This is a genomic window from Brochothrix campestris (assembly GCF_046058945.1).
Taxonomy (GTDB): Bacteria; Bacillota; Bacilli; order Lactobacillales; family Listeriaceae; genus Brochothrix; species Brochothrix campestris.
The window spans coordinates 2297880-2324176 of record NZ_CP175511.1 but is presented as its reverse complement, the minus strand read 5'-3'; the positions used below and the strand labels follow the sequence as shown (position 1 = coordinate 2324176).

Sequence of the window (26297 nt, the reverse complement as noted above, 5' to 3'; positions counted from 1 at the left end):
ATCTTTTTTTCCCCCTGCAATTGTAGCCTGTTAAAAAAAGTTAGAGCGATAAACAAATTTATCCACAGTACTAACACTTGTGGATAAAAAAAGTGAACAACGTCTAACAAAGTTATCCACAGGTTATTAACACACTGTGCATAACTTTTATTATCCACAGCTGTTGTTTGCGTTCATATCTGTTTTAGTTTAGCAGAAAATTGCAAAGCTATCAAGTCTATTGGAAGATTGTTCACAAAGATATTCACGTGTGCACAAACGTTATCCACAACGGTGTGAAATGGGGATAAGCTGTCCATAAGCATGTTCTAATAAAAAAACGAAACAAGTTAGCAAATGAAGATGTGGATAAACTAACGTTAATTGTGCATAATAAAAAACAGCGCAGACAAGCCTTTTTTTGTGGATAACTTTTCGTTGGTGGAGTTGCCGTAAGCCAAGGTTATAAAAAGGAAGAGTGAGATAGTCTACGATTTAGATTGACAATAGCACTACTTATCTACTATAATTATCTAGTATGTCATTTTAATAATATTATGACACTTTTGGAATATAGATTTGAGGAGGTGTTGGATATGAAACAAACTTACCAACCAAAAAAACGTAAACATTCAAAAGTTCACGGTTTCCGTGCACGTATGAGTTCTAAAAACGGCCGTCGCGTATTAGCTGCTCGTCGTCGTAAAGGACGTAAAGTCTTATCAGCATAATAAGACCCACTGAGTTGTCTCAGTGGTTTTTTTTTGATTTATTTTAAAAAAATAGGATAAGGTTGGACTGTTTGAAAGACGGTTCGTTTGTCTGTACGTCAAACAATATCTACAATTACAGTCAAATAAGACGATATCAGTTTTTTTTTGATAAAAATTCGGCTATAATAGTATTTGTTTGACATAGTGATCAAAACAGACCATTTTAAAAATAGGTGGTGTTAATGAAGCCCAATGAAAAAAGTCAATCGTGTCAAAAGAAACGAAGATTTTCAAACAATCTTTAAAAATGGATTTTCATCAGCTAATCGTCAATTTGTCGTCTATGTGAATCCGCAACAGCAACAGGACCATTTTAGATTAGGCTTATCTGTTAGTAAAAAATTAGGTGATGCGCATTTACGTAACTACATTAAACGTTGCATTCGTCATGTAATGATGGATTTTGATAAGGATCAACTGATTTCGCAACACATCGATATTGTTATTATCGCCAGGAAACCGGCGGCCACTATGACGTTTCATGAGATGAAAGCCAGTCTCGAACACGTGCTTAAATTAGCAAAGGTGTACAAACACCGTTCTAAATAATTGTTCTAATAGATAGTTTTGATAAGGGGGATTTATTGAGTGAAAGCGAATAAAAAATGGCTCTTACTGTTAATGATGGTATCACTGGTACTCGTGTTGTCAGCTTGTTCACCGACAGCAGGTGCTGCATCTAATCCAGTTGACGCTAATACAACCGGCTTTTGGAGCCACTACATTGTATTTCCAATTAGTTGGTTAATCTTGAAATTATCTGCGCTTGCAGGTAACAGCTACGGTATGGGTATTATCTTAATTACGATTTTAATTCGGTTGTTAATTTTACCATTAATGGTAAAACAATTACGTAGTCAACGTAATATGATGAAATTACAACCGAAGATTAAAGAGATTCAAGCGAAATACAAATCAAAAGATCGTGATACACAGATGTTGTTGCAACAAGAAACAATGGCATTATATAAAGAAAATAATGTCAATCCATTAGCTGGTTGTTTCCCAATGCTTATTCAAATGCCAGTGCTCTTTGGTCTTTATGCTGCCATTAGACGAACAGAAGTATTAGAAACAGGTACGTTTTTATGGTTCAACTTAGGACAAGCCGATCACATGCACATCTTGCCAATCTTAGCTGCGATTACAACATTCTTATCGACTAAATTAAGCATGATGTCGCAACCAAAACAAGAAGGTGCGATGGCATCACAAATGAGCATGATGTTGTATGTTATGCCAGCCTTTATCTTGTTTGCGGGTTGGTCATTACCATCAGCCTTAGCGCTTTATTGGGTAATTGGTAACATTTTCATGGCTGTTCAAACGTTGGTCATCAACAATCCGTTTAAAATTCGCCGTGAAATGGCGGAAGAACAAGCGAAATTAGATGCTGAAAAACGTCGTACAGAACAAATGTCATTGAAACAACAACCAAGTACGAAAAAGAAAGCTAAAAAGAAAAAATAAGTTTTCTTAGAAGCACGCTCTAAAACGTTAAAAACGTTCCTTCCGACTTGTGATAGTCGAAGGGAACGTTTTTTTGTTTCGGTAGGAATCGATTAGTAGTTAGTTCATGCAAGCGTTTTTTTGCTTAAAATTTCCGCTCCGCGTATTAAATAAGAGTCCTAATGGCCTCTTACGGCCAAACAGCGAAACAAGTGGTTCGAGATAAAAGCGAATTGATTTTGATCGGTGGCGCGGCGCGAAAATAAACAGTTTGACTTGTTATTCACATGTGGATAAGTTAAAATAAACATTGAAATCAATATATCTACAGGTGAAAGATGTGGATAAGTTACGGCTAAAAACAGAGGTGTACAGCTTGTAAACAAAGTCGAATTAAACTTTTTGCTGTCAAAATAATTCAAGTAACTTTGGCTACGAGATGATAAGACTGAAAAGCGTTTGTCGTCAGTCTGGAGCAGTCTGTTGTTTTTTAACCGAATTCCGCCATGCAATATCAAGCGGTGTAACTTCTCAATCTTTTAAACCTGTGTTGCAGAGCTAAAAACAACATGAGGTGTTTTTGGCTTTTTATTTTGTCTGAAATGAAAGGGGAATACAGTAATATGTTAGAATTTGATACAATTGCCGCGATTTCAACCCCACCAGGTGAAGGCGCGATTTCGATTATTCGTGTCAGTGGTGATGAGGCGGTTAAAATCGTTAATCAAGCGTACCGTTCGGGTACAAAATCATTAGAAGAAGTACCAACACATACAATACATTACGGTCATATTGTCGATCCGATGACTAACGAAACCATTGATGAAGTAATGGTCAGTGTCTTACGCGCGCCGCGAACATTTACGCGTGAAGACTGCGTCGAAATTAATACGCACGGTGGGATTGTAGCGGTAAACCGCGTCTTACAATTGATTTTGAAACTAGGTGTTCGCTTAGCAGAACCAGGTGAGTTTACGAAACGGGCCTTCTTAAATGGTCGAATTGATTTGTCACAAGCCGAAGCTGTCATGGATCTCATCCGTGCCAAAACGGATCGTGCAATGGGCCTAGCCTTAAAACAAATGGATGGTAATTTAAGTCGCTTGATTCGTCGTTTCCGTCGCGAAATTTTAGATGTGCTTGCACAGGTAGAAGTGAATATTGATTATCCAGAATACGATGACGTTGAAGAAATGACACAAAAAATGTTGCTTGAAAAAGCAACCGATGTTAAAGGGTATGTGCTGCAATTGTTAGAAACCGCCCAACAAGGTAAAATTTTACGTGATGGGTTATCGACGGCGATTATTGGTCGTCCAAATGTCGGTAAATCATCGCTCTTGAATCAGTTAATTCAAGAGGATAAGGCGATTGTAACAAGTATCGCAGGTACGACCCGTGACATCGTTGAAGAATATGTGAACGTTAAAGGCGTGCCGTTAAAATTAATCGACACCGCCGGTATTCGTGAAACGGAAGATATCGTTGAAAAAATTGGTGTTGAACGTTCACGCCAAGCGCTTTCAGCTGCGAGTTTCATCCTGTTAGTAATCAATCAGGCAGAGCCGTTAAGTCCTGAAGATGAAGCGTTATTTTCCGCGGCAGCGCACCAACCGTTCGTGGTTATTTTAAACAAAACAGATTTGCCGACACAGGTGGATGAAGCGCGTGTAAGGGCCTTAGCGAACGGTAATCCGATTGTGAAAATCTCACTCGAAGCACAGGACGGTATTGACCAACTCGAACAAGCAATTGCTGATTTCTTCTTCTCGGGTGCAGTCGTTAGTGAAGATGCAACGTATGTTTCAAACACGCGTCACGTGGCGCTCTTAAATAAAACAGTCACAGCCTTGGATGATGTTTTAGCGGGCTTAGCGAATGAAATGCCCGTTGATCTCGTTCAAATGGATATGACACAGGCTTGGAGCTTACTCGGTGAAATTACCGGTGACGCTGTTCAAGACGAACTATTAGATCAGTTATTCTCACAATTTTGTTTAGGAAAATAGAAGGGACGATAAAAAATGCAAAGATATGAAGCAGGTCAATTTGATGTAATTGTCGTAGGATCAGGTCACGCAGGCGTTGAAGCTGCGTTGGCCGCAGCACGGATGGGCTGTAAAACATTAGTTGTTACCATTAATTTAGATATGATTGGATTTATGCCATGTAACCCGTCAATCGGTGGACCTGCTAAAGGGGTCGTTGTGCGTGAAATTGATGCCTTAGGTGGCGAAATGGGACGTAACATCGATAAAACTTACATCCAAATGCGGATGCTTAATACAGGTAAAGGTCCTGCCGTACGTGCCTTGCGTGCACAAGCTGATAAATGGAATTACCAAAACGAAATGAAACACACGCTTGAAAAAGAAGCTAATTTAACGCTCCAACAAGGGTTAGTAGACGAATTAATCATCGAAGATAACGTGATTAAAGGCGTTGTGACTAAAACAGGTGGGGTTTACCGCGGAGCTGCCGTCGTTTTAACGATGGGAACTTATTCACGTGGAGAAGTCATCATTGGGGAAATTAAATACTCGAGCGGTCCCAATAATCAACAGCCATCCGTTTTATTATCAGAACAACTTGACGCGCTCGGCTTTGATTTACTCCGCTTAAAAACAGGCACACCGCCGCGTGTGAAATCGACTTCAATTGACTACTCTAAAACGGAGATTCAACCAGGGGATGAAAATAGCCGTGCCTTTAGTTATGAAACAACAACTTTCATTACGGAACAAATTCCGTGTTGGTTAACGTATACGTCCGAAACCACCCATGAAATCATCAAAGCTAACTTGCATCGTGCCCCAATGTTTACAGGAATTATCGAAGGTAGTGGCCCACGTTATTGCCCGTCAATCGAAGATAAAATCGTGCGTTTTTCTGATAAGCCACGTCACCAAATCTTCCTTGAACCGGAAGGTCGTAACACGGAAGAAGTTTACGTACAAGGCTTATCGACAAGCATGCCGGAAGACGTACAACATCAAATGATTCATTCCATCCCAGGTCTTGAAGATGCGTCAATGATGCGTGCGGGTTATGCGATTGAATACGATGCGGTGGCGCCTACACAATTATGGCCAACGTTAGAAACAAAACGGATTGCAAACTTATATACTGCTGGCCAAATTAACGGTACAAGTGGTTATGAAGAAGCTGCTGGCCAAGGGATTATCGCGGGGATTAATGCCGCCTTAAAAGTGCAAGGAAAAGAGCCTTTCATTATGAAACGCAGTGAAGGTTACATCGGTGTAATGATTGATGACTTAGTGACAAAAGGCACGAAAGAACCTTACCGTCTCTTAACCTCACGTGCTGAATACCGTCTACTATTGCGTCACGATAATGCTGATTTACGTTTGACTGAAAAGGGTCATGAAATTGGTCTAGTAACAGCAGAACGCTATGCGCGTTACCTTGCGAAAAAAGCTGGAATCGAAGCAGAAACAGCACGCCTCCAAAGCATTCGTGTGAAACCAACTGCTGACGTGCAAGCTTGGATGACAAGCCTCGGTGGATCGCCTTTAAAAGACGGTATTTTAGCGTGGGATTTACTACGTCGTCCTGAAATTAAATACAGCGATTTACTGAATGTTATACCAGCAGCTGAGAGCATAACTGACGAAGTGGCTGAACAGGTCGAAATTCAAGTGAAATATGAAGGTTATATTAAGAAATCACTTGAACGTGTTGCAAAATTGAAACGCATGGAACAAAAAAGTATTCCAGTTGATTTGGACTATGATTACATTAGCGGTTTAGCAACCGAAGCCCGCGAAAAACTGAAAGAAGTGCAACCATTAACTTTAGCGCAGGCGAGCCGTATTTCTGGCGTCAACCCAGCTGACATTTCGATTTTAATGGTCTACCTTGAACAAAGTAAACTCGTACGTACAGGAGGAAACTAAGTGAACCCAGAACAATTCCGTGCCGCGTTGCTCAGCAAAGGCATTAACTTAAGTGATGAACAAATGGCACAATATGCTGATTATGCCAAGATTTTGGTGGAATGGAACGAGAAAATGAACCTGACGGCCATCACTGCTAGTGAAGATATTTATTTAAAACATTTTTATGACTCCATCACGTTGGCGTTTTATTACGACATGGATCAAAGTGTCAGCCTCTGTGATGTTGGGGCAGGAGCTGGTTTTCCAAGTCTACCGATTAAAATTGCCTTTCCTAAATTAAAGGTGACGATTGTTGATTCACTCAACAAACGAATTACCTTTTTAAATCATTTAGCAACTGAACTTGGCTTAAAGGATGTTAGTTTTGTGCACGATCGTGCCGAAACATTTGGTCAAAACAAACAGTACCGTGAACAGTTTGATATCGTGACAGCCCGTGCGGTTGCCCGCATGAGTGTGTTAGCGGAACTTTGTTTGCCACTCGTTAAATTACGTGGTCATTTCGTTGCCTTAAAAGCTGCTCATACAGCCGCAGAAATGGTTGATGCTAAAAAAGGCATCAAGGTACTCGGTGGTGAGTTAGTGAGCGATGAAGCCTTCATCTTGCCCGTAGAAGAGGCTGAACGTCATGTTGTGACGATTGCTAAAAAGCGTAAGACACCAAAACAGTATCCTCGTAAAGCGGGAACACCGAATAAAACACCGATTGTGTAACTGAAAGAAAACAACGAACAGTTGTATCGTTAATCAACTGTTCGTTGTTTTTTTAGGAGCAAGATGAATAAATAGTTTAGGTGATTGATTGTTTTTTAAAGATTGTTTGCTAAAATAGAGAATGTAATCATTTAAAGTGACGTAGCAAAACCATAGGATAGAAGGAAGGAGTCGAAGACAATTGGGTTTATTTGGCTTTGGCAAAAAACAAACATTGAAGCAAGAAGAAGCGATTATCGAGCAGTTTATTGAAGCATCAACAAATCAGACAGTCGAAGAATTACCGCTGGCACAAATTATACCAAACCGTTTTCAACCCCGTTCGATGTTCGATGAAGAGAAAATTGCCGAGTTGGCCGAGACGATTAAGGAACACGGCTTGATTCAACCAATTATTGTGCGTGAATACAAAGAAGAAGGTTATGAAATTATTGCTGGCGAGCGTCGTTTTAGAGCGATTAGTTCACTTGAGTGGGAAAAAATCCCAGCGATTGTCAATCAACTGAGTGATAAAGAGGTAGCCTCAATTGCCTTAATTGAAAACTTACAGCGTGAAGAGTTAACCGCAATTGAAGAAGCCCATGCCTACAAACGGTTACTCGCCTTGCATCAAATCACACAGGGCGAACTGGCACAGCAACTCGGGAAAAGTCAGTCAACGGTGGCCAATAAATTACGCTTATTGAAACTCGGTGAAGCTGTTCAAACCGCTGCCTTGACGAAACAAATTACCGAACGTCATGCCCGCGCTTTAATTCCACTTGCAGAAGACCAACAAGAGCTCGTCTTAGCCGAAGTAATTGCCGAGCAATTAACGGTGAAGGCAACCGAAAATCGCGTTGCAAAACGACTAGAGCAAGCGAAACCGAAGAAGAAGCGTCAAATTATTAGCCGTGATTTCCGCTTGGCGGTAAATACAATCAAAGAATCGCTCGCACTTGTCAATAAAACAGGCATTCCGGTTGAAACAAGTGAGAATGAAACGGCTGATTTTATTGAGATATCGATTAAAATACCTAAAAATAAATAAGCAAGCAAAGACAGCATTCCTTTCATAAGAATGCTGTCTCAGATTGTAGACAAAGTCTAAAGAGACTTCATTTTCTTTCGAATGCTATTACAGTGACTTTGTTTACGAGATGATAAGACTGAATAGAAAGTCTGTTCTATCCTCTCGTTTAATCAGCTAACTTCTATGATATTGGAATGGAAAAGTAGCGACGGTAAATAGTCGCTCTTCTTTTCCATTCCAATATCTTCAAAGTTGAACGAGCTGATTTCACTTTCGTTCTAGTAGGCACGACGAGCGAGTGACGGTGCGCGAACTGATGGTACGTAATCCCGAGCGAGCAAGTCGTAACGACCTAGAACAGTGTTTATCTTCAGTCTCAGACAGCATTTCTTTCATAAGAATGCTGTCTTTTTTAGAGTAACAGTAATCCTAATTGACTATTTACAAGTAGTAAATAGGGCGATGCATTAAAAACGGTTACAAAGAGAGAAGTGTTAATTATGAAGAAACCATTTTTACCTAGAAATCGTAAAGTTTTTGAATATAACGCGTAGATTGAAAAGCATAGAATTTATGATTCGTATTACCAAAATTCATATGTAGGATACTGCCATTATATCAATGAAGAATATGAGTATGCAAAAAAATATTTTCAATTAGCGCTAGAATATAACTACGATGATGGTAATGAAGAAGAGGATAGATATAATTATTTGATTTCCTTGGAAGCATGTCTAGATAGACAAACGTTACATGCGATTCAACATAAATACAACGACCAGAATGACAGTGACTATCAAACAGAGATAGAAGGAATTTTTAATGAAAATAAAACGAACGATACCCACTAATTTGTTGCTTTTTTTACTATTGTTTTACTTTAGTATGGGAATATCCAAGTACATCCAAGTATTATGGTTCAATGAAAATGACGCTTTATTTAATTATTCGTTATCTTATGCTGCGATGGCGATAGCGGGATCATTATCTTTTTTAATATCGAGCTTTATCTCGGAATGGCCCGTCAATAAAATACTCGCTTACTGCATACCGTTTTACGCAGTGGGAATGTCACTGAGAGTGATTACAGATAGTGTCTTTATCGCGCTACTTTCAGGTAGTATTGCCGGTCTAGGTGCGTCTATTTGTATACTTGCAATCAGGTCCTAGTTATATTATTTATCAGATGAGCAACCAGAGAATAAAGAAAAAATAATTTCGATACGCTATACAGTAATGCAAATTTCGTTAACGGCTGCGACCTTTATCGCGGGACAGTTAATCTTCATCATGCATATGAAAAACAAGTACATGTACTTACTCCTCGCGAGTGCAGTTGTTTTATTAGTTGTGTTGCTGATGAAAGGCGCACCTAACCACCGGATTAGTTCGAAACGAACGAAAAAGAGATGGAGGGCCCCTAAAAGGAAGGGGTGCATTTTGAATTTGTATGTCTCTGTCTTACTGTTGGGCGGATCAACATCGTTATTAGAGCCGTTAATCCCTGTTTTCATCAGCGACGTCGGTTACAATGCAGCGATTGCAGCCATTATCTATTCGAGCTATGGCATCTTTAAGGTCGGAGCTATTTTCATCTTTCGATTAAGGTTGTTTTCGGGCAATGCAGCAGTCACATTCATCCTCTTAGAGACTGTTTCGGGAACCCTTGTCGTTACATTAGGGAATATTGGAGTGAATCAGCAACTCGTTATTTTTTTACTGTTCATTACAGGATTAGAAACAGTCGGCTTCTTTGTCATGAAAGAAATAATGGAATACCAAATACTCCCTAAACAGGAGTTGCTTCTTTATCTCGGAATTATCCAATCCGCCTTTTTATTTGGAGATGCACTCGGTAGTGTACTGGGGTCAACACTCTACAATACATTTGGTATCAATGAATTAATCCAAACCTTTGGTGTATTAACATTTAGCTCGAGCCTTTATTATTTCACGCTGTATCTGTATATAAGAAACGTCATAGGACGATAAAGAGTAGTGAGTAACTAACAGGAGTTACTGTCCCACCAACAGTAAAGCTGAATTAGCTTAGTAAACAGACACTTCGTTCAATTGTGTATTCTCGGTTGTCGAATTAAGGATAGATATTTTATAGAAAGAAGCTCGAATGCTTAAAGTCTCAATATCAGGTGTGCTAGCGCCATTTTCCTATCTTGACAGCGATTGTCTTGAAACATTAAGTTTATCAGCGATTGAGAGAGACTTTTTGAGAGCTGAGTAACCGTCTGCATCATTAAAAACAAATGGTTCCTCAGCTATGACAGTTGACGTAATCATGAGTAGTATTGCGATTTTTTTAATTAACAGATAAAAGCTATCATAATTTAGAGCGATTTAACAGTAACGACTTCAGTGATAGGATTAAGTCGCTGTTAGATATACGTGTTAGGCGAACGTTATAAAACGTGGAAGATAAGGCAGTCGGTTAGGAGTTCTGAACAATTACTCATTACAGAACGAATCATTTGCTTTTTAAAAGGATAGACACGAAAATAATCATGAAAGTATGAAAGGGGTATAACCAATGTATCAACGATGGCAACGAACTAAACATAAAGGACTTAAACTAATTTTCGCCTGTTTATTGTGTGCCGGCCTCTTATGTGGTGGCATGTATCTTGAAAGTCTCTCTAAACAAAAACAAGCAGATCAAGCTATTGCGGCAGTCATTGCTAGTTATGGCATCCCCACAGCGCAAATTATTGCAGATAGTGGTACAAATTACAGTTGGAAGATGGGGAATTACTATCGTAGTTTTACCACTAAAAAAGATATGGAAAATGAACGAAAGCGCCTGAAACGGCCTGAAAACAAAGCGGAAAATACGATGTACACCTATCAAAAAGGCAGTGATAAACTGGTCAAACGAACAAAAGATTTAGATAGTCCTGAGGACGTGGCTTTGGTCTACATTTTTTGCTATGACGACGGTAAGGTAACGATGTCATTTAATTATTTTGGAGCGGAATATAGTTTGCCACTTGAGACAGTGGCTGAACAACAAAAACTTAAGCAGTTTGCGTATCCGCCACGGGAACTATCAGTGAAATAAAAACGGGTCAAACTACACGACACCGTTTTTTTTTGCTACAATTAAATAGTAGATGAAGACTTAATAAGACGTAATGAGCACGTTGCTAGACGATTGACAGTCTAAACGAGAGAGTGAGTTGAGTCGGATGGGGAAGGTTATTGCAATTGCTAATCAAAAAGGCGGTGTTGGGAAGACAACAACCGCCATTAATTTAGGGGCGAGTTTAGCTATTATTGGTCACCGTGTGTTATTAATTGATACTGATCCACAAGGGAATACAAGCAGTGGAATTGGCGTTCAAAAGGCAACTGTTGAACAGTGTATTTATGATGTTTTGGTTGGTGGTATCGCGTTATCCGAAGTCATTAGACCTTCAGAAATAGCCAATCTTGATGTTGTACCAGCCACGATTCAATTAGCCGGGGCAGAAATCGAGTTGGTCTCGATTATGTCACGTGAACGTCGCTTAGAAGATGCCTTGCAAGCCGTCAAAGACAGCTATGATTATATTATTATTGATTGTCCCCCGTCGCTCGGAATTATTACATTAAACGCTCTAACAGCAGCTGATGGGTTATTAATCCCTGTACAATGTGAATTTTATGCCCTAGAGGGCTTAGCACAGTTATTAAATACAGTTAAACTTGTGCAACGGCATTTAAATAAGACACTTGTCATTGAAGGTGTCTTGTTAACAATGTATGATGCACGGACAAACTTAGGTCAACAGGTTGTTGCCGAAGTGCAAAAATATTTCGGATCACAGGTTTATCAAACCGTTATTCCCCGTAATGTGCGTCTTAGTGAGGCACCGAGTTACGGCAAACCGGCTGTGATTTTTGATGTGAAATCGAAAGGTGCACAAGCCTATATTGAGTTAGCGAAGGAAGTGAAAGCAAATGGCTAAAGGTTTAGGAAAGGGTATCGATGCTTTATTTGGTGATATGGGATTGGCAACAGATGAGACAATCGAAGATGTTCAACTCGTACAAATCACTTCAAATCCCTATCAACCGCGGACGTATTTTGCTGAAGAGGCATTGAACGAGTTAGCGGCATCGATTCGTCTCAATGGCGTATTACAGCCTGTTATTTTACGGAAGATGAAAAATAAGTACGAAATTGTTGCGGGTGAACGACGTTGTCGTGCCTCGAAGATAGCCGGTAAAGACAGTGTTCCAGCGATTATTCGAACATATGATGACAAACAAATGATGGAATTAGCGATTTTAGAAAATCTCCAACGTGAAAATTTAAGTGCGTTGGAAGAAGCCACTGCGTATCAGTTATTAGTGGATAAGCAACAGCTGACCCAGGCGGAGATTGCTAAAAAGCTCGGCAAAAGCAGACCTTATATTGCCAACTATTTGCGGTTGTTAAAATTACCATCGGTAGTTAAAGCAATGATGGAGACAGAGCAACTATCAACAGGACAGGCACGTGCTTTACTCGGTTTAACAGATGTAAAACGAATCGTTCCAGTCGCTAAGTACACGGTGAAACAACAATTAACGGTGCGTCAGCTGGAACGCTATGTCACAGAGTGTAACGAACCAACACCTCAAAAAAGTAAGGCAGAAGCAGTGAAAAAGCCGCAATTTATTCGTGCGACTGAAGCTGAATTGCAGCGTAAATTCGGCTCAGCCGTAGCGATTAAAAAGCAAGGTAAAAAAGGGAAAATTGAAATCGAATTTTTATCAGAAGCCGATTTCAATCGCATTTTAGATGTGTTAGAGATTGAATTATAAAGGGGAAAATTCAAATGGAAAGAAACTATGATTTAAAGACCGTTGTTGAGATGAAAAAACCACATCCATGCGGAACGAATGAATGGCAAATTATTCGAATGGGGATGGATATTCGGATTAAATGTTTAGGTTGTGGACATAGTGTACTCATCGCCCGTCGTGACTTTGATAAGAAAATGAAACGTGTCCTTCGTTAATACGGTTATCATTCTGTATTTAAAAAGTCCTATGTTATACTGACGTTTAGAGAAAAGATAATTGTGATTAAGGAGGAACTGAGATGGCTGAAACAACACGTCAACAAAAAAGAAAGAAAAAACATCCGGTCAGAAATCTTATTTTATGGCTAATTTTAATTCTTGTATTAGCTGTGGCAGGAACTGTCGGCTATGCGTATTACAAAGCACAATCGACAGTGAAAGAGATTAATGCACCGTTGAAAACCACATCCGAAAACATTGCTAAGAAAAAACCATTTAGTGTGTTGTTACTAGGCACAGATGATGACCTCAATAATAAGGGACGTAATCGTGCGGGGTTATCGGACACGATGATTTTAGTGACAGTCAACCCACAAACGAATAAAACATACATGTTAAGTTTGCCACGTGATACACGAGTGCCAATCGTGGGGCACGGTACAGAAGAAAAAATCAATTCAGCCTTCGCCCATGGCGGCGCTCAAATGGCAGTTGATACTGTATCCTCATTTTTAGATGTGCCGGTGGAGTATTATGTGAGCATGAATATGGAAGGTTTTTCTCAGCTTGTTGATGCCGTTGATGGTGTGACCGTTAATAATACGTTGGAATTCAGTCAAGATGGCTCGAATTTTGCTGTTGGTACGCTCAAACTAAATGGAAAAGATGCGTTAAACTATACACGAATGCGCTATGAAGACCCTAAAGGTGATTTTGGTCGTCAACAGCGTCAACGCCAAGTCATTGAATCGGTTGTACAACAAACGTTATCAAGTAGTGTCTTATTTAACTACAATGATATTTTGGCGGCTATTGGCAAAAATGTTGAAACGAATTTTGAGACAGACGACTTGGTCACAATGGCTAAAAACTATCGCAGCGTCGTCAATAATCTGTCAGAAGATACGCTCGAAGGTGGCACCGGAGAAACGTTACTTAATCCAGATGGTGAAACAACAAGTTGGTACTACGTAGTGTCAGATGAAGTTGTTTCTTCATATCAAGCGAAGGTGAAAGCCGTTTTAAAAGGTGAATAAATAATGACAGTGAAATCACGGCAGTTGTAGGCTGATTAGTGGTTTTAAATGGAAAAGCATCGACAGTTTATGTCGATGCTTTTTTTGACTGCTTTTTCAGTAGGTATCACAGCTTTAATGTTCACTCGCAATACGTGAATCAATAAAGTCAGCGAGATGTACCATTAGCTCAATTGTTGTACGCGGTTGTTGTGGTGACCCCCACTCGGCTTTGCCATGATGTGATTGAATTATCGCGATGGCATCGAGCCAAGCATTTAGCGGCAGCAACGTTGCTTGTTGATACATTGCCCGTGATAGATACATCACGCCAAGTTGGATGTGGCCAAAACGTTTGCCAATGACATCCATATCAATTGCTCCTGCGCGATAATGTGGCACTTCAAAGTCCGCGCCAAACCAGAGCTTGTATTTTTCGCCCGAATTATCACCAACCGTACTGTATTCGATGATTTTACCGATGTCATGAAAAATAATGCCAAACACCAACGTATTGATTGAACCTTGATCGTGTAAGTGAGCAGCTAACGTTTGCTGACAAATACTTAAAAGATGTTCACTCGCTTCAGAATAGCTGTTAAAGGGTAACCGTGGTTGCTCCTTTGCCACACTGGTGAGCATTTCTTGCCAACCTAACGATTGGAACAGTCGCACTAGCACATTAAAATGTTTTGCTAAGGTCAGCGGGTCATCACTCTGTGCGAAAATCGTTGTGGCAATCCGTAAAACTTCTACAGTATGTTGTAACAAACCACCGCGGTAGTTATGGTGATGGCCTTTGGCACCATAGCGTGTTGCAAAGTCAGTCCATACCTCATCGAGTAGCGTAAAGGTAGCTTGTTGATGCGCTTCATCAAGCAGGGAGATATAATAAAAAAATTCATCGACGATTGCTTGAAAGCTAACATCTTCTGGTAATTGTCGTTGCAACGCTTGGGCCGCCGTTTCATCTAAATGAAGTGGCTTAATTTGTGTACACATAATTGAAAAACGACCGCTCCCTTTCGGAAATTCATTCATTTTCCCACTAATATGAGCGGCGGTTGTTTCAAGTAATTCCAATTGTTGCCGTCCATCGCCATTAACCCATTGTCGTCCTTCGAACGTCGCACTCGTATTTTCTAACTGAAAACTGATATATTTACCTTTATTAAGGGCTGTACCGACTAAAAAGGTGCCTGAAACGGGAAGCCCATCTGTTTGATTGAGCGTTGTGTCTGCTGTTATTGTCGACTTAATCGGTGTAGGGAAACGCCTCGCTAGCTGCTGATGTTGTAACTGAGCAAGTCCGGCTTCGATGGTTGCTATAGAGGGTTTACCATAAAAAGCTTTTTTGCCATCTTGACCTTCAAAAAAGAGTGTTTTAGTTTGCATAATTAATCCTCTCTTGTCGCAAATTAACGTGCTGTTTGGATACTTCTATTGTAAATCGTTGGACAAAACATAGCTATTAAAATCATTTTTGATTTTATGGTATGATAGGAGAGACGGATTTTTGATTTCAATTTCATTAAAAAACCTCTATAATATAAAATACAATTAACGAGAATTAAAGGAGTGCAAACAATGCCATTAACAGCCGGAATCGTTGGCTTACCAAACGTTGGTAAATCAACCTTATTTAACGCAATTACAAAAGCTGGTGCAGAAGCAGCGAACTACCCTTTTGCAACAATTGACCCAAACGTAGGTCGTGTCGAAGTTCCAGACGAACGTCTAGGCAAACTGATTGAAATGTATATCCCCAAAAAATCAATTCCCACAACATTTGAATTTACCGATATTGCTGGAATAGTACGTGGTGCGAGTAAAGGTGAAGGATTGGGTAATAAATTCTTATCTCATATTCGTCAAGTGGATGCCATTTGTCATGTTGTCCGTTGTTTTATTGATGAAAACATCACCCATGTTGAAGGTCGTATTAATCCTTTGGATGATATCGAAACAATCAACCTTGAACTTATTTTAGCGGATTTAGAATCAGTGGATAAACGTGTGAAGCGTGTTGAAAAGCTTGCGAAACAACGTGATAAAGAAGCGGTGGATGAATTAGCAGTGCTTGTAAAAGTACAAGAAGCATTAGAAAATAATAAACCGGCTCGTTCATTAGATTTAAGCGAAGATGAACAAGCAATCATGAACGGGTTGTTTTTACTAACATCTAAACCAGTCCTTTATGTGGCAAACGTTGCTGAAGATGAAGTAGCAGAAGGCAGTGAAAATCAATTTGTTGCAAGCGTACGTGAATATGCAGCAGCAGAAAAAGCTGAAGTTATCGTAATCTGTGCAAGTGCCGAAGAAGAAATTGCGGAACTTGATGATAAAGATAAACTTGATTTCCTCGAAGCGATGGGCGTTGAAAAATCAGGCTTAGACTTACTGATCCATTCAGCTTACTCATTACTTGGTTTAGCAACTTACTTCACAGCGGGTGTGCAAGAAGTTCGTGCTTGGACGTTCCAACAAGGGATGAAAGCACCGCAATGTGCCGGCATCATTCACTCTGACTTTGAACGTGGATTTATTCGTGCGGAAACTACAGCTTATGCTGATTTAGTTGAGTATGGATCAGAAAAAGCAGCCAAGGAAGCTGGACGTGTCCGTGCTGAAGGTAAAGATTACGTTGTGCAAGATGGCGATGTGTTACATTTCTTATTTAACGTTTAATTAATAGGGGGAGTACTTGATGGAACAAACATATGGTTTCAATCACGAAGGCTTAACGAAAAAAAATCGACAATACATTGTGGATGTTGAACGTCATCTTCGTACGGCAGCAGTCTTGCCAGCCGATCAAATTAAAACATTAGTAGATGAGATGGCGACCGAAGTACAGACCGCTCAAAAACAAAATGTAACAGCACGTCAACATTATGGCAAAACACCGCAACAGTTTGCGGCGGAACAAAATGAAGTTATCACGAAACCAAAACCAAAAGAAGCGTCTTGGTGGCTACGTGGTGTTGATGGTGGTTTACTCGTTATGGGAATTATGTTGCTTGCAGTTGCAGCAACGGCCTTTATCGGCAAATCCAATGAAAGTGTCACATCGATTCCAATTTCATTAATTCTAATGTCGTTTGTAATTGGTGGGGCTGGGATGGCCGGTATGCAATATTACACGTTGAAAATTAGAGATCAAGGTAAAAAAGGCTTACTGAAGTATGCCTTATATGCAGTCGTATTTGTCATCGTGTGGATGTTGTTAGCCTTTGTCTTTACAGCTATCTTACCGGTTAACTGGAACATTGTCTTACAACCGCCAATGGCAATTATTCTCGGTGTGCTAGTCTTAGTATTAAAATGGTACCTTAAACGTAAATACAATATCACACCGATTACTCGGTTCTAACATTTGAGACCTTCAGCAAAATGCTGAAGGTCTCAGACTGAAGATAAACGCTGTTCTAGGTCGTCAATGCTTCGCCTTATTGAAGTCGAGTACCATTTGTACACTCACCTCAAAGGCTCGTGTTTCCTAGAACAAAAGAATTTAAAGTCGTTCTAAACTTGGGTGATTTAAATACTAGAGGATATAACAACGTTTCTATTCAGTTTTATCATCTTGTAGACAAACTCGCTTGACCACTTTCCACAGAAAAAACAGTTTGATTCGACTTTGTCTACAATCTGAAACCTTCAGCTAAATGCTGAAGGTTTTTTTAGCTTATCTGTGGACAAAAGACATGAGATTATGTATGGTGTAAGTGCGGGTGAAAGCGCAACCAAAATCGACGTCGAGGAATCGTGAAACTCGCATTAATTAGGGTGATTTAATCATTTAATTAAAGGAGGAAACACATGGCTAAAGTGATTTGTGTCTTATACGATGATCCAGAAACGGGTTTTCCACCAGCTTATGCCCGAACAACATTACCAACAGTCACACATTATCCAGACGGTCAAACAGTGCCATCACCAACAGCAATCGATTTTAATCCCGGTGAATTATTAGGCAGTGTTTCTGGTGAACTAGGGTTGCGGTCGTATTTAGAAAGTCTCGGCCACGAATTAATTGTTACATCGAGTAAAGATGGTAGCGACAGTGTGTTAGAACAGGAATTACATGACGCGGAAATTATTATTTCGCAACCGTTTTGGCCAGCCTATATGACAGCCGAACGGATGGCGAAGGCACCGAAGTTAAAACTAATTATTACGGCTGGTATTGGTTCCGATCATACTGATTTAGAAGCAGCCAGCAAACATAATATTACTGTGGCAGAGGTTACCTATAGCAATAGTCATAGTGTGGCTGAACATGTTGTTATGATGATGTTGTCACTTGTTCGTAATTACCTGCCATCTAATGAATGGGTCCGTAAAGGTGGTTGGAACATTGCTGATTGTGTATCGCGCTCTTATGACATTGAAGGCATGCACGTTGGTACGATAGCCTCAGGTCGGATTGGTCTACGCGTCTTGCGCTTATTAAAACCGTTTGATGTGAATCTGCATTATTATGACCGCCGTCGTTTACCGCTCGAAGTCGAACAAGAGCTAGGTTTAACTTATCATGAGAGTGTGGCCAGTTTGACAAAAGTGTGTGATGTCGTTAATTTACAATGCCCGTTATACCCTGAAACAGAACATATGATTAATCGCGCCAGTTTAAAAGACTTTAAAAAGGGTGCTTACTTGATTAATACGGCTCGCGGGAAACTGTGTGAGCGCGATGCGATTGTCGGGGCGTTAGAAAGTGGCCAATTAGCAGGCTATGCAGGTGATGTCTGGTTTCCACAGCCAGCGCCAAGCGATCATCCATGGCGTACGATGCCGAATCACGGCATGACACCTCATATTTCGGGGTCGAGTTTATCTGCGCAAGCACGATATGCAGCCGGTACCCGTGAAATATTGGAATGTTATTTTGAAAATCGTCCGATTCGTGATGAATACTTGATTATTAAAGATGGTAAACTAGCCGGTGTCGGCGCTAAATCTTACGGTGAAGGCAATGCGACAGCTGGTGCTGAAAAAGCATAAAAGTACCAGCAACCGAAGGAATAATAGTGAACTCACCTCGTTTAACTTTGAAGATATTGGAATGCAAAAGAATAGCGACTAGTTACTGTTGCTACTTTTCACAGAAAAAGCAGTTTAATTCGACTTTTTCTACAATCTTGAGCCACCGCTTGTTGCGGTGGCTTTTTTGCTGTGTATAACTTTACAAACAACGAGTCTTAGTATAATATATAAAAAGTTAAGTACTTTGTACAAAGTACTTTTGTGAAAAACCGGAAGAAGGAGATAGAATAAATGAATTTCAAAAAATTTATGGGATTAACAGGGGTTAAGGCTTCGATTTTTATGGGGATTTTTTATGCAGTAGCAATGTTATTAATCTTTTTAACAGGTTATTCAGCATTACCAGCTAATATGGATGAACTGAAAGTAGCGATTGTAAATGATGATAAAGGACAAGCAGGCACGCAAATTTCAAAAGAATTAGCGAAGAGCCTTCCTTTTGAAATAAACAGTGATTTAACGAATGAAAATGCAATGAAGAAACTTGAAGATAATAAGTATGCGTTAGTGATTCATATTCCAGAATCATTTTCGGATAATGCAACAAAAGGAAAAGCAGCTGAAATTGACTTTACGGTCAACGAAGCTTCAGCAACGATGGTTTCTTCTGCAATGAAATCAGTCGTTTCAGAAATAAATACACAGTTGAGCGCGAATTTCTCAACGAAAACGGCCGAAGGTGTTTTGTTAAACATGAACGTGCCAAAAGAGCAGTCAGCAGCGATTGCGAAACAAATTGATCAAGCTTATGTTGGTAATTATGTCATTATTAATGATGTGCCTGACGGTATGAATAACAACATGTTACCGATGTTTTTAACAATGGCTTGTTATGTAGGTGCCATGATTGGTGCAATGCAATTAGTTAGTGCTTTTAAACAAAGTCGTGGGCGGGCGTCGCGGGTCAAACTGTTCGGTTATGTCCAAGGGGCAGCGTTAATTATTGCGATTGTTTCAACGATTTTTGCAGTCACAGTGGCCTTCTTCCTAACCGAGATGGGCTCCGATGTTTTAATCAAAATTGCGGGCCAACAAATCTTGCTCTACATGGCTGCATTTAACGTCTGTGCGATTTTTACCTTCTTAATTGGAGATGGTGGGATGATTTTGAATATCCCAATCTTATTGTCGCAAACAATTGCGAATGGTGCGACAATGCCACGTGAGATGATGTATGGGTACTTCAATGCGATTAGTCATGTGTCACCGATGTATTATTCCGTGCAATCGTATTTTGCCGTTATTTTTGGTTCAACTTCACAAGTACCGTTTTTATGGGGGTTAGCAGCTGTAGCAGTGGGTGCCATGTTAATTAATGCGTTAGTGGTCACATTTGTGCATAAAAAGCTTCCCGTTGACACCCAACCTGTAGTACTCTAAGATAAAGAAGATTCGCTCGATAGCTGAGCATCCAATTTAGTAGTCACTTGGAGGTGTAAGATGTCCATTCAGATTTATATTTTGAGTAAACTGATGCAAGGCGACAATTATCCTTATAAATTAAAAAAAGAATTATCAGAACCGATTCCCTTTGATAAATTGGGGAATTTAACGGAGAGTAAATTATACTATCATTTTGAAACACTAAAAAAGCAAGGATTTATTGAAACAACGCGTGTAATTAAAGAAGAGCATCGACCTGACAAAAACATCTTTTCAATTACAGCTAAAGGCCGAAAGCAATTGCCACTGAAAATTTATGAAGTATTTGAAAAAAGTCATCGTGTCGAAGAAATGATGATTGGTTTATTCTTTTTAGAACACGTCGATAAAGCACGTATTGTTGCGATATTTGAAGGTAAGTTAGCAGCATTACAAGCCAAAAGTGAGGAATTATCGTTGTTGTATCCACATGTCATTTCGCAAGGAAAAAAACGTGAGATGGTTGAATTCGTGGATGGTTATTTTACTGAAAAAAGGAATCGTGAAATGTCCTGGATGAGTGAATTAATCGCTAAATTAAAAAGTGAAATATCATAACAAAAAAGGAATCTCACAGGAGATTCCTTTCAGACTGAAGATAAACGCTGTTCTAGGTCGTTACGACTTGCTCGCTCGGGATTACGTACCATCAGTACGCGCACCGTCACTCGCTCGTCGTGCCTACTAGAACGAGAGGATATAACAACGTTTCTTTTCAGTCAAGTCATCTTGCAGCCAAAGTCACTTGAACTAACGTTCAAAGTAAAATCAGTTTAATTCGACTTTGTCTACAATCTGAAGGAATCTCACAGGAGATTCCTTTCAGACTGAAGATAAACGCTGTTCTAGGTCGTTACGACTTGCTCGCTCGGGATTACGTACCATCAGTACGCGCACCGTCACTCGCTCGTCGTGCCTACTAGAACGAGAGGATATAACAACGTTTCTTTTCAGTCAAGTCATCTTGCAGCCAAAGTCACTTGAACTAACGTTCAAAGTAAAATCAGTTTAATTCGACTTTGTCTACAATCTGAAGGAATCTCACAGGAGATTCCTTTTTGTTTATAAAATTTTACGGAGCCACTTCAGTTTCTTTTTATACGGAGGGTATAAGAAGGCGACACGAATACTAGCACGTCGCTTTAAAATGCTTTTTTGATGTGAAAAAGTAGCGAAGCTGGCTTCACCATGATAAGCTCCGATACCTGAGGTACCAATCCCACCGAATGGCAAAGTCTCATTGGCGACATGAGAGATGGTGTCATTGACACAGCCACCGCCAAAATTGATTGTTGTATAGATGTCCTCACACACCTTTTTTGATTCGGTAAATAAATACAAAGCGAGTGGTGTCGGGTGTTCGGCGATGATTTTTTTTGCCTCACTCAACTCATTATAAGTAATGATAGGTAAAAGTGGACCGAATAATTCTTCGCGCATGGTAGCCGCTGTGGTATCTGATAAGCGTAGGAGCGTTGGAGCAATAAACAAGTCTCGTTGTGAAGATTGACCACCACTAATAATAAAGTCACGGTCAATTTCTAATAGATTGCTCAGTCGTTGGTAGTGTCGGTCATTTACAATTCGTCCATAGTCAGGACTCTCATGGGGATTCCTACCGTAAAAGGCAGCTATTGTTCGTTCGATCGCCTCGATTAGGGCGGTCTCTTGTGATTGGTGAACGAGCACATAATCTGGGGCAATACAGGTTTGGCCGGTATTCAAAAATTTACCCCAAACAATTCGCTCGGCCGCATTTTTAATTTTGGCATCAGAGTGAACGATGACGGGACTCTTTCCACCTAATTCGAGCGTAACTGGAATTAATTGTTGGGCAGCAGCCTCGTAGACAATTTTTCCAACAGTGATGCTACCCGTGAAAAAAATATAATTAAAGGGTTGGGTTAATAATTTTGTTGTAACAGTCGCGTCACCTTCGAATAAGGTGATATAATCTGCCGAAAAAGTGTTAGTAATTAACTGTGCCAATACACTCGAAACATGCGGTGTTAGCTCACTTGCTTTTAAGATGGCACAATTACCCGCGGCAATGGCGCCAATTAAAGGTTCAAGTATGAGTTGTACAGGATAGTTAAATGGCCCGATAATTAAAACAACACCGTAGGGATCGTGATGGATGGTGCTCTTAGCAGAAAATAAAGAGGGCGTTGTGCGAACCTTGCGTGGTTTTTGCCAGTGCGGCAACTTTTTCAAGGCCGTCTTAATGCTGCGAAAACAAAAACCAATTTCGGTAGCATACGATTCAAAGTTACTCTTTCCCAAATCTTGGGAAAGAGCCTCTAATAAGGGCTTTTCAAAGTCTATCAATGCTTGTTGTAACTGTTGTAACTGTTGCGTTCGAAACGCCAATGAACGTGTTTGGTAGCTGTTGAAAAATTGTTGTTGCTTAATGAAAATACGAGAAATATCTTCTGTCATAAAAGCCCTCCTAAAAATATTCGCTAATTATTATAATATTATTTTAAGTATAGCCTAAAGGAAGATTTATGTCAGAAGAAGAAATGGTAATAGCAACTAATCAAAAATATTCAGATTATGTATTGAAAAAACTAGTTAAAAAGCGTTATAATAAATTGAATAATATTAAGGTGTTATTATAATGTTGTATTTAATAAATATGTTAGGCTAGTTATTGTAAAGGAGTAATGTTAAAATGGGATAACATCTCAGGAGCAATGATACAGATAGTCCTACAATAGTTAGATACCATGACTAGACATATTTGTAAGCTTGTAGACAAATAAGGAAACGTCTAACTGATAGATTGTAAAGGGAACAATCTGTCGTGTAATGTAAAAAAATATTCATGGGATATTATTCAAAAAGATGACAATAAAAAGGGGATTTTTTAATTGGGACATATTGTTTTAGCAGGGTGTAATCATATTTATTCAGAAGGTTTGAAAATTATTTTAGCGCAAACAGAGCATACGCTAAGCTCAGCGGATTTAACGCTAGAATCCTTAAAAGAAAATGTCAAAGGTGCTCAAGATATCGTGTTACTTAATTCAGATAAAGGAATTACCGATGAAATTAAAGCTTATTTAAAAGCAGAAGATTTAATTGTGGGTTATATTGCCTCTAAATTTTCGAAAGCAGAAATTGATTCGAGCATAGAAGATGGTGTTAAAGGTTTATTAACCTTTAACATGGATACGTTAGGTTTGAATTTTGCGATTAGTACGATGATGGAAAATCGCATCTTTGTGGATCCATACATTGATTATTTCACGGTAAATCACCAAGAATCTGCAGCGGATAACATTAGTTATGCGATGCAATTACGTTTAACAAGTCGTGAATATGAAGTGTTGAAATTGATGGCTAAAGGGCAAAAAAACAACGAAATCTCAAAAGAACTTAACATAAAAGAAAATACAGTAAAAAACCATGTGAGCAGTGTTTTGAAGAAACTGAATGTGCATAACCGTGTCGAAGCGGTATTGACGTTCCAAAATCATCAAAAAATTTCATAAAAGTAGTGGGAAACTTATCAAATTAAGCTTTTTGATAAGTTTTTTCTTTTGGAAAAGCAATATAAACGGTGAATTTAAAAAAAGCTTAGTTGCTCATACCTAAGAGGTGTGATATAATTCGTAGATGTGAGTAATGAAAATTATTCCTTGTTCTATGACTTGTCATAGAACCGCATAGTCCATAAGGAGGTGAAAGACGATGAGAAAGTACGAAATTATGTACATTGTACGCCCAGACATTGAAGAAGACGCTAAAAAAGCTGTTTTCGAACGTTTCAACGGTATCCTTGCTGAAGGTGCAGAAGTCATCGAAGTAAAAGATATGGGTAAACGCCGTTTGGCATATGAAATCAACGATTTTAAAGACGGTTTCTACCAATTGGTAACAATCAAATCTGAAGATGCTGTATCTGGTCAAGAGTTTGACCGTTTAGCTAAAATCAGTGAAGACGTTATCCGTCATATGGTAGTTCGTTTAGACGAAGCATAAATAATAAGATCACTAAAAGTAGAGGGGGTTGTGTCTGATGATGAATCGTGTTGTTCTTGTGGGTCGTTTAACTAAGGATCCTGAACTTCGATACACACCAGCTGGTGCAGCTGTAGCCACATTTACACTAGCTGTAAATCGTACGTTTACGAATCAACAAGGGGATCGAGAAGCTGATTTCATTAACTGTGTTGTTTGGCGAAAAGCGGCAGAAAACGTTGCTAACTTTCTTAAAAAAGGAAGCTTGGCAGGTGTAGATGGTCGTTTACAAACGCGTAATTATGAATCAAATGATGGTCGTCGTGTGTATGTAACTGAAGTGGTCGCTGAAAGTGTCCAATTTTTAGAGCCGCGTAATGCTAGCGCAGGAAATTCAGGTACGGGTGGTAACAATCAAGGCGGCAATAGTTATAATAACAACAGTTCTTATAGCGGTGGAAATCAACAGCCACAATCAAATCAAGGAAATGCGTACAATCAAGAGTCTCAACAATCGAGCAAGCCTGCTTTCAGCAATCCATTTGCAAGTGATGGCAAGCCAATCGATATTTCTGACGATGATTTACCATTCTAACAATAAACTAAGGGAGGTTAATAACTATGGCAGGACAACGCAGAGGTGGACGTCGTCGTAAAAAAGTATGTTTCTTTACTTCGAACCACATCGAATACATCGATTACAAAGATGTTGATATGCTTAAAAAATTCATTTCAGAACGCGGTAAAATTTTACCACGTCGTGTAACTGGAACAAGCGCTAAATACCAACGTAAACTTACAATCGCGATCAAACGTGCTCGTCAAGTGGCTTTATTACCATTTGTCGCTGAAGAAAAATAAGTTGACGAAAAAATCACTTCCACTTGGAAGTGATTTTTTTTGATTGAAAGTAAGAGCGAGCTTGAAAGTTTGTGATTGATTAAACTAGAGGAACGAAAGTGAATCAGCTTGTTCAACAGCATTTCTATTCAGCTGTACCATCTTGTAGGCAAAATCGCTTATCCTATTTTTACAGAAAAAGAAGTTTAAATAGATATTGTCTGTAATCTGAGAGTTATCCACAAGTGGACAACTCAGTTGTAAAAAAAGCAACGAATCTCTGATGAGAGACTCGTTGCTTTTTTTCGGTGTTAAACTTATCCGTTTGTGGATAAGTTGGTCTGAAGATAAACGTCGTTCTAGGTATTCAATCTGATGGATAAGTGTTGATTATGTGCCATCAATGCCTGCTCCAGCCGTTTCTTGTTATAGAAAGAGGCAACGTGCTCTGCAGAGGTAAAAAGCGTCTCAGGATGCCATTGAGCGATATCTGTGATGATGTTAACTTCCATGCTAGGAATGATATTTGTAAAGGTTAAGATGGTATTCGCAAGCGCTTGTTCTTCATTATAAATAAAATGGTGACTGCGTTGACTATATATTTTAAAGAAATGCTTAACGAGCTCGTATTTTGTAGAGTCCGAAAGTTGCGGATGTTGAATGCTTGTTGTGAGTAATTCGGCCAACGTAACGTAGAACAGGGCCATACCTTTTCCGCCTTCAAAAATGAACCCCCGATAATCGGTTTCTTCTGACATGTACTTGATTAACGCTGTTGCGGTATCTTCTAATTGATCAGATAATAGAAAGTTAGCGACTGTATTGTCATTAGCAATCAGTTGATTTAACATGACTAAACTATCAATTCGTTGAAAGATAGCGTCACTAGCGTGCAAAGAGATATTTTTAAATAAATAGTCTTTTGTAAGTAGTCGTTTAGTTAATGTTCTTTTTTGTTGTCTTGTTAAAATATTCGCTGTAATCAGTTTGCTACATAACGGGTGAAAAATCGTGTCACGTAATAGCGGGTTGGTCGAACCGAAGTGTGTCAGGAGCTGTTCAATCTCGCTATCTGTTAATATTTGGCGTGTGTTGTTTGTTAGTTCTAGCTGTAATGATTTGATGAAATAAATTGTCATGGTTGGTAGCCCCCT

At 39.4% G+C, this 26297-nt stretch carries 25 protein-coding genes; 22 read left to right on the top strand and 3 right to left on the bottom strand.

What is annotated here, in order from left to right:
• Positions 1-575 precede the first annotated feature (575 nt).
• The 13 genes from rpmH (at position 576) to ACJYYY_RS11330 (ending at position 13887) form a co-directional block, all read left to right on the top strand.
• A complete protein-coding gene (rpmH, locus tag ACJYYY_RS11390) occupies positions 576-710 on the top strand; it encodes a 50S ribosomal protein L34 (RefSeq protein WP_029091329.1) in 135 nt (44 codons plus the stop codon).
• Positions 711-944: 234 nt separating this feature from the next.
• Complete coding sequence (gene rnpA / locus ACJYYY_RS11385; RefSeq protein WP_035313242.1) at positions 945-1301, top strand: ribonuclease P protein component; 357 nt, start codon at positions 945-947, stop codon at positions 1299-1301.
• Between the two features lie 39 nt (positions 1302-1340).
• Complete coding sequence (yidC, locus tag ACJYYY_RS11380) at positions 1341-2222, top strand: membrane protein insertase YidC (RefSeq protein WP_408868964.1); 882 nt, start codon at positions 1341-1343, stop codon at positions 2220-2222.
• Positions 2223-2824: 602 nt separating this feature from the next.
• The gene (mnmE, locus tag ACJYYY_RS11375) at positions 2825-4210 is read left to right on the top strand and encodes a tRNA uridine-5-carboxymethylaminomethyl(34) synthesis GTPase MnmE (protein ID WP_035313246.1); all 1386 of its coding nucleotides are present in this window, start codon (positions 2825-2827) and stop codon (positions 4208-4210) included.
• Between the two features lie 15 nt (positions 4211-4225).
• Positions 4226-6118: a tRNA uridine-5-carboxymethylaminomethyl(34) synthesis enzyme MnmG gene (gene mnmG / locus ACJYYY_RS11370; RefSeq protein WP_035313247.1), complete on the top strand. Its 1893-nt coding sequence runs from the start codon at positions 4226-4228 to the stop codon at positions 6116-6118.
• Positions 6119-6835 carry a 16S rRNA (guanine(527)-N(7))-methyltransferase RsmG gene (gene rsmG, locus ACJYYY_RS11365; protein WP_035313248.1) on the top strand — a complete coding sequence of 239 codons (717 nt, stop codon included), beginning with the start codon at positions 6119-6121 and terminating at the stop codon, positions 6833-6835. It begins immediately after the preceding gene.
• Between the two features lie 181 nt (positions 6836-7016).
• Positions 7017-7865 carry a nucleoid occlusion protein gene (gene noc / locus ACJYYY_RS11360; protein WP_035313249.1) on the top strand — a complete coding sequence of 283 codons (849 nt, stop codon included), beginning with the start codon at positions 7017-7019 and terminating at the stop codon, positions 7863-7865.
• 1218 nt (positions 7866-9083) lie between these two features.
• Positions 9084-9839, top strand: coding sequence for a hypothetical protein (locus tag ACJYYY_RS11355; RefSeq protein WP_035313251.1), 756 nt, complete (start codon positions 9084-9086; stop codon positions 9837-9839).
• 553 nt (positions 9840-10392) lie between these two features.
• Complete coding sequence (locus tag ACJYYY_RS11350; protein ID WP_035313252.1) at positions 10393-10920, top strand: hypothetical protein; 528 nt, start codon at positions 10393-10395, stop codon at positions 10918-10920.
• A 127-nt stretch (positions 10921-11047) separates the two neighbouring features.
• Entirely contained in the window at positions 11048-11809 is a 762-nt protein-coding gene (locus ACJYYY_RS11345; RefSeq protein WP_035313253.1) for a ParA family protein, read from the top strand.
• A complete protein-coding gene (locus ACJYYY_RS11340; protein WP_035313254.1) occupies positions 11802-12650 on the top strand; it encodes a ParB/RepB/Spo0J family partition protein in 849 nt (282 codons plus the stop codon). The genes ACJYYY_RS11345 and ACJYYY_RS11340 overlap by 8 nt, the downstream gene beginning before the upstream one ends.
• A gap of 14 nt (positions 12651-12664) precedes the next feature.
• Complete coding sequence (locus ACJYYY_RS11335; RefSeq protein ID WP_035313255.1) at positions 12665-12847, top strand: DUF951 domain-containing protein; 183 nt, start codon at positions 12665-12667, stop codon at positions 12845-12847.
• An 83-nt stretch (positions 12848-12930) separates the two neighbouring features.
• Positions 12931-13887, top strand: coding sequence for an LCP family protein (locus ACJYYY_RS11330; protein WP_035313256.1), 957 nt, complete (start codon positions 12931-12933; stop codon positions 13885-13887).
• Positions 13888-14001: 114 nt separating this feature from the next.
• Here ACJYYY_RS11330 and ACJYYY_RS11325 read toward each other — a convergent pair whose 3' ends face one another.
• Positions 14002-15261 carry a hypothetical protein gene (locus ACJYYY_RS11325; RefSeq protein ID WP_035313257.1) on the bottom strand — a complete coding sequence of 420 codons (1260 nt, stop codon included), beginning with the start codon at positions 15259-15261 and terminating at the stop codon, positions 14002-14004.
• 192 nt (positions 15262-15453) lie between these two features.
• Here ACJYYY_RS11325 and ychF point away from each other — a divergent pair, with 192 nt between their 5' ends.
• The 5 genes from ychF (at position 15454) to ACJYYY_RS11300 (ending at position 20895) form a co-directional block, all read left to right on the top strand.
• A complete protein-coding gene (ychF, locus tag ACJYYY_RS11320) occupies positions 15454-16554 on the top strand; it encodes a redox-regulated ATPase YchF (RefSeq protein ID WP_035313258.1) in 1101 nt (366 codons plus the stop codon).
• Positions 16555-16573: 19 nt separating this feature from the next.
• Positions 16574-17239, top strand: a complete 666-nt coding sequence (locus ACJYYY_RS11315) for a DUF1129 domain-containing protein (RefSeq protein WP_408868963.1) — start codon at positions 16574-16576, stop codon at positions 17237-17239.
• A gap of 449 nt (positions 17240-17688) precedes the next feature.
• On the top strand, positions 17689-18873 hold the full coding sequence (locus ACJYYY_RS11310) for an NAD-dependent formate dehydrogenase (protein WP_035313260.1): 1185 nt from the start codon (positions 17689-17691) through the stop codon (positions 18871-18873).
• 273 nt (positions 18874-19146) lie between these two features.
• On the top strand, positions 19147-20295 hold the full coding sequence (locus tag ACJYYY_RS11305) for a YhgE/Pip domain-containing protein (RefSeq protein WP_035313261.1): 1149 nt from the start codon (positions 19147-19149) through the stop codon (positions 20293-20295).
• Positions 20296-20355: 60 nt separating this feature from the next.
• Positions 20356-20895 carry a PadR family transcriptional regulator gene (locus ACJYYY_RS11300; protein ID WP_035313262.1) on the top strand — a complete coding sequence of 180 codons (540 nt, stop codon included), beginning with the start codon at positions 20356-20358 and terminating at the stop codon, positions 20893-20895.
• A gap of 504 nt (positions 20896-21399) precedes the next feature.
• Here the strand turns inward: ACJYYY_RS11300 and ACJYYY_RS11295 are convergent.
• A complete protein-coding gene (locus ACJYYY_RS11295) occupies positions 21400-22776 on the bottom strand; it encodes an aldehyde dehydrogenase (RefSeq protein WP_035313817.1) in 1377 nt (458 codons plus the stop codon).
• A 434-nt stretch (positions 22777-23210) separates the two neighbouring features.
• Here ACJYYY_RS11295 and ACJYYY_RS11290 point away from each other — a divergent pair, with 434 nt between their 5' ends.
• The 4 genes from ACJYYY_RS11290 to rpsR all read left to right on the top strand — a co-directional run bounded on the left by ACJYYY_RS11290 (position 23211) and on the right by rpsR (position 25164).
• The gene (locus ACJYYY_RS11290) at positions 23211-23834 is read left to right on the top strand and encodes a response regulator transcription factor (RefSeq protein ID WP_408868962.1); all 624 of its coding nucleotides are present in this window, start codon (positions 23211-23213) and stop codon (positions 23832-23834) included.
• Positions 23835-24033: 199 nt separating this feature from the next.
• A complete protein-coding gene (rpsF, locus tag ACJYYY_RS11285) occupies positions 24034-24324 on the top strand; it encodes a 30S ribosomal protein S6 (RefSeq protein WP_035313814.1) in 291 nt (96 codons plus the stop codon).
• 37 nt (positions 24325-24361) lie between these two features.
• Entirely contained in the window at positions 24362-24898 is a 537-nt protein-coding gene (gene ssb / locus ACJYYY_RS11280) for a single-stranded DNA-binding protein (protein WP_035313812.1), read from the top strand.
• A gap of 26 nt (positions 24899-24924) precedes the next feature.
• Positions 24925-25164 carry a 30S ribosomal protein S18 gene (gene rpsR, locus ACJYYY_RS11275; RefSeq protein WP_035313810.1) on the top strand — a complete coding sequence of 80 codons (240 nt, stop codon included), beginning with the start codon at positions 24925-24927 and terminating at the stop codon, positions 25162-25164.
• Between the two features lie 338 nt (positions 25165-25502).
• Here rpsR and ACJYYY_RS11270 read toward each other — a convergent pair whose 3' ends face one another.
• Positions 25503-26282 (bottom strand): DUF2785 domain-containing protein, encoded by a 780-nt coding sequence (locus ACJYYY_RS11270; protein ID WP_035313808.1) that lies wholly within the window; start codon positions 26280-26282, stop codon positions 25503-25505.
• Positions 26283-26297 lie beyond the last annotated feature (15 nt).